The sequence below is a fragment of the Methylobacterium sp. UNCCL125 genome (assembly GCF_900116795.1).
Classification (GTDB): domain Bacteria; phylum Pseudomonadota; class Alphaproteobacteria; order Rhizobiales; family Beijerinckiaceae; genus Methylobacterium; species Methylobacterium fujisawaense.
In genome coordinates, this window is the sequence record NZ_FPBW01000002.1 from 71,796 (window position 1) to 84,589 (window position 12,794).

General features: G+C 73.4%; 13 protein-coding genes. 5 read left to right on the forward strand and 8 right to left on the reverse strand.

Translation table 11 applies throughout. The annotated features are described in order from the left end of the window. Positions 1 to 85: 85 nt before the first annotated feature. The 3 genes from BM396_RS00260 to BM396_RS00270 form a co-directional block, all read right to left on the reverse strand. The gene (locus tag BM396_RS00260) at positions 86 to 697 is read right to left on the reverse strand and encodes a pyridoxamine 5'-phosphate oxidase family protein (RefSeq protein WP_043379707.1); all 612 of its coding nucleotides are present in this window, start codon (positions 695 to 697) and stop codon (positions 86 to 88) included. 22 nt (positions 698 to 719) lie between these two features. Next, positions 720 to 2,423 (reverse strand): lysine--tRNA ligase, encoded by a 1,704-nt coding sequence (locus BM396_RS00265; protein ID WP_043379696.1) that lies wholly within the window; start codon positions 2,421 to 2,423, stop codon positions 720 to 722. Positions 2,424 to 2,628: 205 nt separating this feature from the next. After that, entirely contained in the window at positions 2,629 to 3,498 is an 870-nt protein-coding gene (locus BM396_RS00270) for a transporter substrate-binding domain-containing protein (RefSeq protein ID WP_051975947.1), read from the reverse strand. Between the two features lie 49 nt (positions 3,499 to 3,547). On the opposite strand from BM396_RS00270, the gene BM396_RS00275 reads away from it, so the two are divergent. The 5 genes from BM396_RS00275 to BM396_RS00295 all read left to right on the forward strand — a co-directional run bounded on the left by BM396_RS00275 (position 3,548) and on the right by BM396_RS00295 (position 8,220). Beyond that, on the forward strand, positions 3,548 to 5,548 hold the full coding sequence (locus tag BM396_RS00275; protein WP_244538777.1) for a glycosyltransferase family 2 protein: 2,001 nt from the start codon (positions 3,548 to 3,550) through the stop codon (positions 5,546 to 5,548). A gap of 100 nt (positions 5,549 to 5,648) precedes the next feature. Continuing rightward, complete coding sequence (locus tag BM396_RS00280) at positions 5,649 to 5,816, forward strand: hypothetical protein (RefSeq protein WP_244538778.1); 168 nt, start codon at positions 5,649 to 5,651, stop codon at positions 5,814 to 5,816. Between the two features lie 215 nt (positions 5,817 to 6,031). Further along, on the forward strand, positions 6,032 to 6,973 hold the full coding sequence (mazG, locus tag BM396_RS00285) for a nucleoside triphosphate pyrophosphohydrolase (RefSeq protein ID WP_075380061.1): 942 nt from the start codon (positions 6,032 to 6,034) through the stop codon (positions 6,971 to 6,973). A 208-nt stretch (positions 6,974 to 7,181) separates the two neighbouring features. Continuing rightward, a complete protein-coding gene (locus BM396_RS00290) occupies positions 7,182 to 7,559 on the forward strand; it encodes a hypothetical protein (protein ID WP_043379694.1) in 378 nt (125 codons plus the stop codon). Between the two features lie 331 nt (positions 7,560 to 7,890). After that, entirely contained in the window at positions 7,891 to 8,220 is a 330-nt protein-coding gene (locus BM396_RS00295; RefSeq protein WP_043379687.1) for a hypothetical protein, read from the forward strand. A gap of 67 nt (positions 8,221 to 8,287) precedes the next feature. Here BM396_RS00295 and BM396_RS00300 read toward each other — a convergent pair whose 3' ends face one another. The 5 genes from BM396_RS00300 to pabB form a co-directional block, all read right to left on the reverse strand. Continuing rightward, positions 8,288 to 8,827, reverse strand: a complete 540-nt coding sequence (locus BM396_RS00300; protein WP_043379685.1) for a YciE/YciF ferroxidase family protein — start codon at positions 8,825 to 8,827, stop codon at positions 8,288 to 8,290. A gap of 295 nt (positions 8,828 to 9,122) precedes the next feature. Continuing rightward, positions 9,123 to 9,629, reverse strand: a complete 507-nt coding sequence (locus BM396_RS00305; RefSeq protein WP_043379683.1) for a DoxX family protein — start codon at positions 9,627 to 9,629, stop codon at positions 9,123 to 9,125. Continuing rightward, complete coding sequence (locus BM396_RS00310; RefSeq protein ID WP_043379682.1) at positions 9,626 to 10,489, reverse strand: aminotransferase class IV; 864 nt, start codon at positions 10,487 to 10,489, stop codon at positions 9,626 to 9,628. Before BM396_RS00310 ends, BM396_RS00305 begins: the two co-directional genes overlap by 4 nt. Further along, positions 10,476 to 11,081 carry an anthranilate synthase component II gene (locus tag BM396_RS00315; RefSeq protein ID WP_043379680.1) on the reverse strand — a complete coding sequence of 202 codons (606 nt, stop codon included), beginning with the start codon at positions 11,079 to 11,081 and terminating at the stop codon, positions 10,476 to 10,478. The genes BM396_RS00310 and BM396_RS00315 overlap by 14 nt, the downstream gene beginning before the upstream one ends. Continuing rightward, positions 11,078 to 12,466 (reverse strand): aminodeoxychorismate synthase component I, encoded by a 1,389-nt coding sequence (gene pabB, locus BM396_RS00320; protein WP_043379677.1) that lies wholly within the window; start codon positions 12,464 to 12,466, stop codon positions 11,078 to 11,080. The genes BM396_RS00315 and pabB overlap by 4 nt, the downstream gene beginning before the upstream one ends. Positions 12,467 to 12,794: the final 328 nt, after the last annotated feature.

Sequence of the window (12,794 nt, forward strand, 5' to 3'; positions counted from 1 at the left end):
CGGCCCGCCGGCTGGTGCCCGAAACGTCCACCCCCCCCTCAGGATGAGGCAGCGGGTCGGACAGGCCGGCGCCCAGACTCGTCCCTCACCACATCGTCTTGGCCGCCCGCTCCGGCCATTCCGCGTCGTAGCGCTGGCCGCCGACTGCGCCTGCGGTGAGCGCCGCGAGGATCGACCCGGGCGTCGGCAGGCTCGCCGGATCGACGCGGGCATCCGGATCCCACAGCTTGGCCCGGATGATCGCCCGGGCGCACTGGAAGTAGATCTCCGCGACCGTGATCACGATTGCGGTGCGCGGCGCGTGGCCGTCGACCCGGAACGTGGCGAGGAGATCCGGATCGGCCGAGATCACCGCCCGCCCGTTCACCCGGAGCGTCGTGCCCGAGCCCGGGATCAGGAACAGCAGCGCCACCCGCGGATCGCGCACGATGTTGCGGAGCGAGTCGATCCGGTTGTTGCCGCGCCGGTCGGGCAGGATCAGCGTGCGCGGATCGGCGACCCGCACGAAGCCCGGCTGGTCCCCGCGGGGGCTGCAATCGAGCCCTTCCGGGCCGCTCGTCGCCAGCACCGCGAAGGGCGAGGCTTCGATCAGCGCCGCGTAGTCCGGCGTGACCGAATCCGCCACCTTGGCGGTGGAGGCGGCCGCCGGGGGGGCGGTGTAGATCGCCTCCAGGGCGGCGAGGCTGTCGACGACCATCACGCCCTCCTGCGGTCCTTGCTCACGCGACCTTGGCCGTGCCGGCCACGAAGGCTTCGTGCTCGGCCACCAGCGCGCCCGAGAGGGCCGCCTCGATCAGGCTCCGGGTCTCCGCCACGCCGTAGAGGGCCACGAAGGAGCCGAAGCGGGGTCCGCGCGCCTCGCCGAACAGCACGTTGTAGAGGCTCGTGAACCACGCCTGCGACACGCCGGGCCGCCCGTCCGGGCTCTTGGCCTTGCCGGACGTGTCGGGGAAGTGGCGCCGCCCCACCTCGTAGACCACCGCCTGCAGGGCCTCCGGATCGGTGGAGCCGGCATGGTCCCTGAGGGTCTCCGACAGATCCTCCAGGGCCGCCCGCTCCTCCGGGGTCGGCGCCCGGTAGGTCTTGGCCGGCCGCACGAAGTCCGAGAAGTATTTCAGCGCGTGCTTGACCAGCCGGTCGAGGCCCGGATGGGTCTCCGGCCCGGTCTGCGGCGCGTAGCGGCGGATGAAGCCCCACAGCACCGCCGGATCCTCGGTGTTGGCCACCGCGGCGAGGTTGAGCAGCATCGCGAAGGTCAGGCTCGCGCCCTCGACCGTCTCGGGCTCCGGCGGGGTGCCGGCGTGCAGGTGCCAGACCGGGTTGCCGAGGCGGAGCTTCGCGTCCTGGCCGGCATAGCGGTCGAGGAAGCCGATATACTCGTCGACGTGCCGGGGAATCACGTCGAAGAACAGACGCTTGGCCTCGCGCGGCTTGTTGTACATGAACAGGGCGAGCGATTCCGGCGTGCCGTACTTGAGCCACTCGTCGATGGTCAGGCCGTTGCCCTTCGACTTCGAGATCTTCTGGCCCTTCTCGTCGAGGAACAGCTCGTAGTTGAAGCCCTCCGGCGGCTCGCCGCCGAGCGCCCGGGCGATCTTGGCGGAGAGCTTGACCGAATCGATCAGGTCCTTGCCGGCCATCTCGTAATCGACGCCCAGCGCCACCCAGCGCATCGCCCAGTCGGGCTTCCATTGCAGCTTGGCGTGGCCGCCGGTCACCGGGGTCTCGTAGCGCTCGCCCGTGGCGGGATCGCGCCACGCGATGGTGCCGCTGCCGGCGTTCACCGCGTCGATCGGCACCTGCATCACGTGGCCGGTGACCGGGTGGAGCGGCAGGAACGGGGAGTAGCTCGCCGAGCGCTCGGCCCGCAGGGACGGCAGCATGATCTCCATGACGGCGTCGTAGCGCTCCAGCACCCGCAGCAGCGTCGCGTCGAACACGCCCGAGCGGTAGCATTCGGTCGCCGATCGGAACTCGTAGGCGAACCCGAAGGCGTCGAGGAAGCGGCGCAGCTCGGCGTTGTTGTGCGCCCCGAAGCTGTCATGGGTGCCGAACGGGTCCGGCACGCGGGTGAGCGGCTGGTTGAGATGGCCGGCCAGCATCTCGCGGTTCGGCACGTTGTCCGGAACCTTGCGCAGCCCGTCCATGTCGTCCGAGAAGGCGATCAGCCGGGTCGGCACCGCGTCGCGGGTGAGCACCCGGAAGGCGTGGCGCACCATGGAGGTGCGGGCGACCTCCCCGAAGGTGCCGATATGCGGCAGGCCCGAGGGGCCGTAGCCGGTCTCGAACAGCACCTCCGTCTTGCCGGATTTCTCCAGCCGCGCCACGAGCTTGCGCGCCTCCTCGAAGGGCCAGGCGGCGGCGTTGGCGGCGGCCTCGATGATGTCGGGGTCGAGGGTCAGGGCTGGGGAGGCGGCTTGCATGTCTTCGGGGATGAACGCGAATTGGGAGCGCGCACCCTAGAGCGGTTCGCATCGGAGCGGAACGCCTGACGGTGCAATGCGGGGTTCCATCGCGCGCCCGCGCTCGTGGCCTGAGCTCGTGGCCTGAGACTGCGGTGCCCGGCTCCGCCGCCCCGTCCGGCATGAGCCGGTCGACGGCGGCATCATCGCCCAGGAAGGAAGTCCGTCAGAACGGGCTTACCGGGAAGAACCGCAGGTACAATTCGGTGTACTTGCCGTCGTCCCAGACCCGCTGGAGCGCGTCGTCCAGGGCCCGGGAGAGGGCGGCGTCCTCCGGGCGGGTGATCAGGCCGATCCCCTCCCCGAAATAGCGGTTCTCCAGATAGTCGCCGCCGATGAGCGCGCAGCACGTCTCCGCGTCCTGGCCGCCGACATAGAGGGCGAGGTTCAGGCCGTCGGCGAACAGGTAGTCGATCTCGCCGCGCTTGAGTGCGCCCTCGGCCGCCGCCAGGTCGGTGAAGTCCTTGGCCACGGCCTTCGGGAAGAACGCCTTCAGGTAGGCCGCATGGGCGCTGCCGGCGATGACCCCGACGCTGCGGCCGGCGAGCGCCACCGCCGAGGGGACGGGCAGGCCCTTGTCGGTCCGGGCGGCGAACCGCGCCGGCCAGCGGAAATACGGCCGCGTCGCCAGGAATTTCTGCCGCAGCGTCGCCGTCAGGGGAATGGCGGCCGCGACCACGTCGCCCTGCCGGCTGTCGAGGGCATCGAGCAGGGTGTCGAAGCGGCGCGCCTGCACCGTGCAGGTGATCGTCAGCTTCTCGCAGACGGCGCGGGCGAGCTCGACCACGAAGCCCGTCGGGTTGCCGTCGGGGCCGGCGAAGTGCAGCGGCGGGAACTCGTCGTCCGTGAGGAAGCGGACCGCCCGCCCGGTCTGGGGCGCCTCGATCCGCTCGCCCCGGCTGCGCGGGTTCCAGAAATCCGGCACCGTGACGGCGGGGGTGGCGGTGACACCTGTGGCCTCGGCGGTGGCACCGGCTGCAGCACCGGCGGGCGCGGCCGGGGCCGCGAGGAGCGCGGCGGCGAGCACGGCCGCCATGCGCCGGGATGGGATGCGTGTCCTATCGCCTCTTGACGATCGGGAGGGGGTGGTGCTCCTCTCGGAGCGTGGGGGCGGGGACTGGCTCACCCCCCTCCTCTACCACGTCCTGGGGCCACCGGGGGAGCGCGGCGTGTCGGTCCAGCGCCCGCCCGCGGGGCCGGCGGCCCTGCCGTCGGAGATCGCCTTCCTGCTGGCCGAGGGCGTCGACGGCCGGCTGCTGGTCCGGGCGGCCGCCGCGGCGGCCGCGGCCGGGACCGACGCGGCGACCGCCCTGCTGAATGCCGGTTTGATCGCCGAATCGGCCTATTACGAAGCCCTGGCCCGGGCGCTTGGCGCCCCCTACCTCGACGGCCCGATCCCGTTCGGCCTGGGCCTGCGCTTCCCCGACAGCCTGGTGGCCGGTCTCGCGCCGCTGGCGCCGGGATCGGTGTCGCCCTGGGTGCTGGCGCCCCGGGGGCGGGCGATCGCGGACCTCCTCGACGCCCCGGGCCGCGCTCCGTGCCGCGCCGCCATGCCGGCGATCACCAGCCCCACGCGCCTGCGCGAGGCCGTGTTCGCGGCCATCCCCGAGCAGGTGGCGGATCATGCGGCGCACGACCTGCGGCGGCGCGCCCCCGAGCGGGCGACGGCCCCCGAGCCCGCCCTCCGCTGGCTGCTGGTCCTCGCCCTCGCGGTCACCGCCGCGCTCTGCCTGTGCGCGGCGCTGCCGCCCCCGCTGGCGCGCGCGGTGGTGATCGCCGGGCAGATCCTGTTCCTGGCCATGGCGGCCCTCCGGATCGCGGCCCTCGCCATCGCGGCCCCGGTGGAGCCGGAGGCGGTGGCGCCCCTCGCCGAGGCCGACCTGCCGGTCTACACGGTCCTCGTCCCCCTCCACCGCGAGGCGGCGGTGGTGCCGGACCTGCTCAAGGCGCTCTCCGCCCTCGATTATCCGGCCGCCAAGCTCGACATCAAGCTGCTGCTCGAGGCGGACGACGCGGAGACCGCTTCCGCCCTTCCCCGGGACACCCTGCCGGCCCGGTTCGAGGTGATCACGGTGCCCCCGGGCGGCCCGCGCACCAAGCCCCGGGCGCTCAACGCCGCGCTGCCTTTGGCCCGCGGCGCCCTGCTCACGGTCTACGACGCCGAGGACGTGCCCGATCCCGGACAGCTGCGGCTGGCGGCCGCCCTGTTCGCGCGCCTGCCCGCGCGCACCGCCTGCCTCCAGGGGCGGCTCGTGATCGACAATGCCGGCGATTCGTATCTCGCCCGCGTCTTCGCCCTCGAATATGCTGGCCTGTTCGACGTGCTGAACCCGGCCTTCGCCCGCTGCGGCCTGCCGGTCCCCCTCGGCGGCACCTCGATGCACCTGCGCACCGCGGTGGTGCGGGCGCTGCACGGCTGGGATGCCCACAACGTCACCGAGGATGCGGATCTCGGGCTGCGGCTGGCGCTCGCGGGCTACACCGTCGGCGACCTGCCCAGCCCCACCTTCGAGGAGGCCCCCGCCCGTCTCGGACCCTGGCTCGGCCAGCGCACCCGCTGGCTCAAAGGTCTGGTCCAGACCAGCCTCACCCACGGGCGGCGCCCCCTCGACACCGCACGCAGCCTCGGCGGCCTGGAGACGCTCTGCGCCGTCGCGCTGGTCCCGGGGACGGTGGCCTCGGCGCTCGCCTACCCGGTCTGCCTCGTCGCGGCGGCGTGGTCCTTCCTGGTCCTGGAGATCCCGGCCGCGCCCGCCTTCCTGGACAACCTGCCCACCGGGCTCGCCATCACCCTGTTCGGGACGGGGCTCGCCGCCCTGGTCCTGCCCGCCCTCGCCGGCTGCGCCCGGCGCGGCTGGGGGGACCTCGCCCAGTCGGTCCCGTGGATGCCGGTCTACTTCCTGCTGGTCAGCCTGGCCGCGTGGCTGGCGCTGATCGAGCTGGTCCGCGCCCCGCTGCGCTGGAACAAGACCCGGCACGGCCTCGCGCGGACCTCCCGCAGCGGGCGGCGGGCCCGGCGCGGGCGGCCTGCGACACCCTGCGACACGGCGCGCGGGCCGGACGGCGGCGCATGCGCTTCCGCTTGATCTGGATCAGTCGCGCCGACCGGCGGCACCGCTCACGTCGGCGCTTGGCTCGTGCCCGCGCCCCGGGCGGCCGGTGATTCGCCTCGCGGCGGCCCAAGCGATGCCGGCCTTCTGCCTCCGACACACCCTCGAGCATGCGGACGGCCGCTGGGGCCTCGCCTTCGCCAGCGACCATCTGGAGGCGAACGGCGTGGAGGCGGCGATCCGTGGCGCCCGGGAGCTGGGCCGGACCGCCAGCCCCATGCTCCTGACCGGGGCGCGGTGCTGACGGATTCGGCCGGCCGGATCCTCTGGTCGTTCACCCTGGCGCTGCCCCGGGAGCCGCTCTGCGTCCGGGCGACGCGCTGACGGCCGCCGGAGTCGGATGCCCCCGGGGCCCGCGCGTCGATGGCCCGCTGGCGCGGCCGGACCTGCATCGCGATCCCGAGGGGCACGCCGGCGGGCGGATTTCCCTGCGCCGCGCCATGCTCTAACGCCATCCGCATGAGCGAGACACGCGATGCGGGCCGGCCTGGGCCGGGCGGGGCGAAGGCGGCGGGTGCTGCGGAGGAGGCGCCTCTGAGCCGGCTCCTGCGCCTGATGGCGACCCTGCGCGATCCCGTCGCCGGCTGCCCCTGGGACGTGGCGCAGAGCTTCGCCACCATCGTGCCCTACACGATCGAGGAGGCCTACGAGGTCGCCGACGCGGTGGCGCGGGGGGATCTGCGCGACCTGCGGGACGAACTCGGCGACCTGCTGCTTCAAGTGGTGTTCCACGCCCGCATGGCCGAGGAGCAGGGCGCCTTCGCTTTCGACGACGTGGCCCGCGCCATCGGCGACAAGCTGGTCCGGCGCCACCCCCACGTCTTCACCCCGGACGGCACGCCCCTGCCCGCCGGCTCGCCCCTGCGGGATCCGGCCCAGGTCGAGGCCCAGTGGGCGGCGATCAAGGCGCAGGAACGGGCGGCCCGCCAGAAAGAGCGGCAAGAGGCGCGGCAAGAGGCGCTGCAGGACACAGGCGCCGCGCCGGATCCGGCGCCGGACCCGCTCGGCGGCGTCGCTCGGGCGCTGCCGGCCCTCGCCCGGGCGGAGAAGATCTCCCGGCGGGCGGCCGCCTACGGCTTCGACTGGGACGAGGCCGCCCAGGTCGTCGACAAGGTCCGCGAGGAGACCGACGAGGTCGCCGAGGCCCTGGCGGCGGGCGACCCGCAGGCCCTGTCCGAGGAGATCGGCGATCTCCTGTTCTCGGTGGCCAACCTCGCCCGGCATGCCGGGATCGACCCGGAGACCGCCCTGCGCGACGGGACCGCCAAGTTCGAGCGCCGCTTCGCCGCCATGGCGCGGCACCTCGCGGCCTCCGGGGGCGCCCTCGGCCGCTCCGACCTCGCCGCCATGGAGGCGGCGTGGCAGGCGGCCAAGCGCGACGAGGCGGGGGGTGGGCCGTAGCGGCGCGTGGCCCGGATCCGAATCGGGCGACCGCCTCGCGAGATCCGCGACTGGGACCTTCGTCTGTCCGCGTTCGAGCGGCGCTGTCAGGCCGCGCCGCTCGAACGCCCGCGGCCCGATCTGCGGGCTCGTCGCGGCGGATCCGCCGGGCTCCGCAACGGTGATCCGACGCGTTGGCGTTCCGGCCGCCGGGCGTTAAACCCGCGCCATGTTCGATGATGCAGCCGCTCAGCGCTATCTCGCGGGACTGGCTCCCGTGGCGGCGGGATCGGTGCGCTGGCTCATCTACGATCACGACCGGCAATGGGTCTCGGTCGTTGACGGCAATCTCGTGTCCCTGCGGCAGGATTGCCTGCATGTCCTCGGCGCCTCCGCGGAGGCGGACGCCACCGCGTCCCTCGTCGATGCGATCCGCGACTTCCTCGCCGAAGGGACGGATCGCACCCCGCAGATCGTCGCCCTCTCGTGCGCCGTGCTGATGCAGAGCGTCGGGGATCTCGACGCGGTGTTCGATCGGATCCGGTCCGGCGTCATGGCAACCCTCGTCTATGCCGAGGACGTCGTGGTCAGGCCCGTCGCCGCGTAGGGCAAATCGGCACTGCCCGTCCTCGCCGCCCGGCACGCCGGCGACGGCGGCCTTCGCGGCAGCCGGGGGCGGCTTGATCCCGCGAGGCACCCGCGCTCTCGACAAGGGGCTTCCGGGCGCGCGTCGGCGGACCGCCGACGCCGGGATTCCCGCTCCGGACGCGCCGGCTCGGATTGAAGGAACCTCCCCCGTCCAGGTTCCGAGGCCGAGCGGTGCCACGTTCCTGATCGACCGCTCCGCGATCCGCGCCGGGGTTACCCGCGGCGATCCTCCGCGGCTCCCCGGCGCGCCGAGGGCTCGACACGGGGCGGTCCGCGGATATGTTCCGCGCATGCGCTTCGCCCTGCCCGTCCTCGCCGCCCTCGCCGTCACCGCCGCCCTGTCCCGGCCCGCCGCGGCCGAGACGGTCGTCCAGGATCGGTTCGGCTGCCACAGCCAGGAGGTCACCGACCGCCTGTTCAAGCTGGTCATGGCGGGCGACGAATCCGGGTTCGGGCAGTTGCTGAAGGGCAGCCTCGCCAGCGGCGAGTGCCGGTCCTTCAAGCCCGGCGAGGAAGTCCGGCTCGAGTCCCGGACGATGAGCTACGGCTGCCTCGCCCTGAAGGACGCGCAGGACCGCTGCTACTGGACGCCGCTCAGCGCCATCGAGAAGGCGAACTGAGCCGGGCCCGGCCGGAGGGCGGCCCCGCTGTCCGGCACCCGCGAGGGGCGCCGGGCCCCGTGGGCGATCAGGCGCCCTTCTTGCCCTTGCCCTTCGCCGGTTCCGCCTCGCCCTCCCCGGCATCGGCCGCCGCGTTGATCGTCCCGGCGATCCGGGAGAGCAGCGCGTCGGTGGTCTTCTCTTCCTGCAGGGTCTCGTCCAGGAGCTTGGCGGCATCCGCGTAGCCGAGCTGCTCGGCCCAGGTCTTCAGGGTGCCGTAGCGGGCGATCTCGTAATGCTCCACCGCCTGGGCGCAGGCGGCCAGAACCGCGTCGGCGGCCGGGCTGCCCGCGAAGTCGTCGAGGTCCTCCTCCATCTCGGAGACGATCCCCTGCATCGCCTCGCAGGTCTTGGCCCGGGCCGGCTTGCCGATGATCTCGAAGACCTGCGTCAGGCGCTCCACCTGCTGGGCGCTCTCCTCCGCATGGGTCTCGAAGGCTTGGCGCAACGCGTCGTGCTCCGCCGCCTTGGCGGACTTCTTGAGCGCCTTCACCGACTGCTTTTCGGCATAGTAGACGTCCTTCAGGGTCTCATAGAAGGCGTCCTGCAGCGTCTTCTGCTTGGCCATGGCGGTCTGTCTCCGTTGAAGGGCCACCGTCGGTGTCGGCGGCCTCCTCGGTGAACCCCGGTCCGGCCGGCTGTATCCGGGCGATATCTTCGGCCTGTGGAGGAACCTTTCGGGGTTTCGAAGGCGCCCCACACCGCGTCGGGCAGAGACGGGCGGGCCCGGGTCGCGACGCGTCGGCCTGTCGTCCGCCGTTCGGGGCCGGGGGGCGGTCTTCCGGGCCGCCTGGCGGCCGGTCCATCGCCCGGGATCCTGTGATCAGGGCCTGCCGGGATCCGGGGATCCGGGGATCCTGTGATCAGGGATCCCGGATGGGGGCCTGCGCGTCCCGTCCCGGTGGCGTCGGCGGGCGCTGCGGAGCGCGGGCGGTCCGGGGCGCGGCGCCGGCAGATCCGCGGTCCCCGCCGAACGGCCAGTCGATCAGCCCGCCGGCCCAGAGCGCCGCCCAGACGAAGACCGGCTGAAACGCCAGGCGCGGGCCGTGGTACCACCAGGAATCCGGGATGCCGGCGATGGCGACGTGGTCGAAGGCGTGCTTGAGGTTCGCCGGGTAGACGCAGACCGCGTAGAGGGCGAGGCCGAGCGCGGCCGCCCGGCGGAACCGGCCCGTCAGCAGGCCGACGGCGCCGGCGATCTCGCACAGGCCGGTCGCCAGGATGACGAGCCGCGGCTGCGGCACCCAGTCGGGCATCAGCGGCAGCATCGCGTCGGTCGCCACGAGATGCACCACCCCGATGAAGGCGTAGAGGGCCGCGAGCCCGTAGCGGAGCCGGCGGCGGCCCGTCTCGACCGCTTGCCCGGTCACGCGACGGACTCCTCCGTCACCCCGCAGGCGCGGGCCACCGACTCGCGGAGCGCCGCCCTGAGGCGGAGGACCGCCGGGTGCCCGAGGCTGGCGAAGGCCGCCTCGCCCACCGCCGTCACGGGGGCGAGGAGCCGCAGGGAATTGGTCAGGAACACGGCCTCGGCGCCCATCAGGTCGGGCAGGCTCAGCGACCGCTCCTCCGCCCGGAGCCCGCATCCGGCGGCGAGCGCCAGGATCTCCGCCCGCACGATCCCGGCGAGGACGCCGTCGGTCAGCGGCGGCGTCACCAGGATCTCCCCGAACAGGCCGAACAGGTTGCCGGTGCCCGCGCAGGCGACGCGTCCCCGGGTGTTGCAGAACAGCGCCTCGTCGAACCCCGCCGCGGCGGCGTCGCGGGCGGCCAGCACCGCGTCGCCGTAGCCCAAGGTCTTCAGCCGGGCGGCCGGGGACGTGTCGTTGCGGGCGATCGAAGTCGGCCACAGGCGCAGGGGCGCGAAGGCCGCGCTGCGGGCGCTCGGCGCCGCGGTGGCGAACAGGGTCGGGCTCGGATCCTTCGGCGGCTTCAGGCCGCGCGGGCCGGAGCCGCGGGTGAGGGTGGTGCGGATCGCGAGCCGCTCCCCGGTCCCGCCCCCCGCGCCGGCCAGCGCCCGCATGGCCTCCCGGATCCGGTCCGGCGCGGCGGGGATCCCCAGCGCGTCCGCGGAGGTCACGAGCCGGGCGATGTGGGCCTCCGCGAAGGCGACCCGGCCGCCCAGCGCCAGCGCCGTGTCGAACAGGCCGTCGCCCAGCGTCAGGCCGCGGTCGGTGAGGTCCAGCGGCGCGGTCGTCTCCGCGACGAGGGCGCCGTCACGCCACAGCATCGCGCTGTCCCTCCCGCCAGGCCCGGGCCAGCCCCAGAAAATTGGCGAACAGGGCGTGGCCGCCCTCGGTCAGGACCGATTCCGGGTGGAACTGGATGCCGTAGGTCGGGTGGGTCCGGTGCGACAGGGCCATCACCTCCCCCTCCTGCGAGACCGCGTCGACGGAGAGGTGCTTCTCCATCTCGGGGCCGGGGGTCACCACGAGCGAGTGGTAGCGCCCCACCGGCATCGGCGCCGGCAGCCCGGAAAACAGCCGCTCGCCCGTATGGGCGATCGGCGTCATCTGCCCGTGCAGGGGCCGCTGCGCCCGCGCCACCGTGCCGCCGAAGGCCGCGCCGATCGCCTGGTGGCCGAGGCAGACGCCGAGGATCGGCACCGCCCCCGACAGCTCCCGGATCGCCGGCAGGGAGATGCCGGCCTCCGCCGGGGTGCAGGGGCCGGGCGAGACCACCAGGGCCTCGGGGGCCAGCGCCCGGATGCCGGCGACGTCCAGGGCGTCGTTGCGCACGACCCGGACCTCCTCGCCCAGCTCCTCCAGGTAGCGGACGACGTTGAAGACGAAGGAATCGTAGTTGTCGAGGACGAGGATCATGCGAAGGCCTCGAAGACGCGGGCGGCCTTGGCGAGTGTCTCGTCGTATTCCGGGCCGGGCTCCGACAGCAGGGTCACCCCGCCCCCGGCCTGCAGGACCGCCTGTCGGTCGTCCATGAACACCGTGCGGATCGCGATCGCGGTATCGAGCGCCCCGTCGAAGCCGATCCGGCCGATGGCGCCGCAATAGAGTTCCCGGGCGTCGCCCTCGATCTCGGTGATGATGTCCATGGCGCGGATCTTCGGGGCGCCGGTGATCGAGCCCCCCGGGAAGGTCCCTTCCAGGAGGTCGAGGGCGTCGAGCCCGTCGCGGAGCTCTCCGGTCACCACCGACACCAGATGGTGGACGTTGGCGTAGGTCTCCAGGCCGCAGAGCGTCGGCACGGCGACGCTGCCCGGCGCGCAGACCCGGGACAGATCGTTGCGCAGCAGGTCGACGATCATGACGTTCTCGGCCCGCTCCTTCACGCTGGCCTGGAGCGCCTCGGCCGCCGCCCGGTCGGCCGCCGGGTCGTCCGAGGGGTTATCCGCGCGGCGGGCGGTGCCCTTGATCGGCCGGGTCTCCACGTGACGGCCGTCGAGGCGGATGAACCGCTCGGGCGAGGACGAGGCGACGGTCAGGCCCTCCAGCTCCAGATAGGCGCCGAAGGTCGCCGGGTTGGTGGCGCGCAGCCGCCGGTAGAGGGCGAACGGATCGAAGCCGGCCGGGAGATCGGCGGTGAAACGCTGGGCGATGTTGGCTTGGTAGATGTCGCCCGCCCGGATGTAGGCGCGGACCTTTTCGACAGCCTCTTCATAGGTTTGTCGGTCGAAGTTCGAGCGCCATGTGAGCGGCTCCGGCGCTCCGGCGGCGGCCGCGCTCGGGATCTCCGCGCCGCCGAGCCGGTCGGCGAATCGGGCGAGCCGCGCCTCCGCGCGGGCCTGCCGCTGGGCCGGTGCGGTCTCCGGGAACCCCGTGGCGACGAGCCGGCAGGTGCCCGCGGCGTGATCGATCACCAGGGCCGTGTCGTAGAAGTTCAGGGCGATGTCGTCGGTGAGCCCCGCCCGCCGGGCCGGCGGCGCCACCCGTTCCAGCGATGCCCCGAGGTCATAGGCCAGATAGCCGATCGCCCCGCCGGGGAAGGGTTCTTCGGCGTCCGGTTCGATCCGGTACGGCGCGAGGCACGCCCGCAGAGCCGCGAAGGGACCGCCCGGCACCGGATTTCCGTCGAGGGTCGCCCGCCCGTCGCGGTAGCGGAAGCGTGCGAACGGCTCGGCGGCCACGATCGAATGGCGACCCAGGGAGTCGTGCCGCATGGCACTGTCGAGGAAGGCGAGCCCGGGCAGGGCGCGCAGCCGGGCCGCCGCCGCGACGGGATCGATGAAGGGGATCTCTCGGGTCCACATGACCGGGTTCGGGCTGTTGTCCTGGGCGAGGGCGGGGCAGATCCTGTCACGCTGCCGTCGCACAGGCGATGCCGCGGGGGAAGCGGCAGTTGCACGCAGGGACCGCCCCGGGGGGCAGACAGGGCGTGCTTCCGACGCAGACCGCGTCCCCGCGGCTTCATGTGGGATGTCAGGGCAGGCGCGCAAAGTCCTGGTCAAACGGCCAAGTTTCCGGTTCTGCGTCAGCGGCGCGCGCCGGTCCGGTCACCCCTGCGGCGGCCGGTCTCGCGCGGCGGCGCGGGAGCTTGTATAGGAACCGCGATCCCGAATTCCCGTCCTCGCGCTTCGG

Bases quoted from the DNA above. Each gene is read 5' to 3' on its own strand.
- BM396_RS00295 (WP_043379687.1), top strand. From the start codon at position 7,891: ATGCGCTTCGCCCTGCCCGTCCTCGCCGCCCTCGCCGTCACCGCCGCC.
- BM396_RS00260 (WP_043379707.1), bottom strand. From the start codon at position 697: ATGGTCGTCGACAGCCTCGCCGCCCTGGAGGCGATCTACACCGCCCCC.
- pabB (WP_043379677.1), bottom strand. From the start codon at position 12,466: ATGTGGACCCGAGAGATCCCCTTCATCGATCCCGTCGCGGCGGCGGCC.
- BM396_RS00310 (WP_043379682.1), bottom strand. From the start codon at position 10,489: ATGCTGTGGCGTGACGGCGCCCTCGTCGCGGAGACGACCGCGCCGCTG.
- BM396_RS00315 (WP_043379680.1), bottom strand. From the start codon at position 11,081: ATGATCCTCGTCCTCGACAACTACGATTCCTTCGTCTTCAACGTCGTC.
- mazG (WP_075380061.1), top strand. From the start codon at position 6,032: ATGAGCGAGACACGCGATGCGGGCCGGCCTGGGCCGGGCGGGGCGAAG.
- BM396_RS00265 (WP_043379696.1), bottom strand. From the start codon at position 2,423: ATGCAAGCCGCCTCCCCAGCCCTGACCCTCGACCCCGACATCATCGAG.
- BM396_RS00290 (WP_043379694.1), top strand. From the start codon at position 7,182: ATGTTCGATGATGCAGCCGCTCAGCGCTATCTCGCGGGACTGGCTCCC.
- BM396_RS00270 (WP_051975947.1), bottom strand. From the start codon at position 3,498: ATGGCGGCCGTGCTCGCCGCCGCGCTCCTCGCGGCCCCGGCCGCGCCC.
- BM396_RS00280 (WP_244538778.1), top strand. From the start codon at position 5,649: ATGCCGGCCTTCTGCCTCCGACACACCCTCGAGCATGCGGACGGCCGC.
- BM396_RS00300 (WP_043379685.1), bottom strand. From the start codon at position 8,827: ATGGCCAAGCAGAAGACGCTGCAGGACGCCTTCTATGAGACCCTGAAG.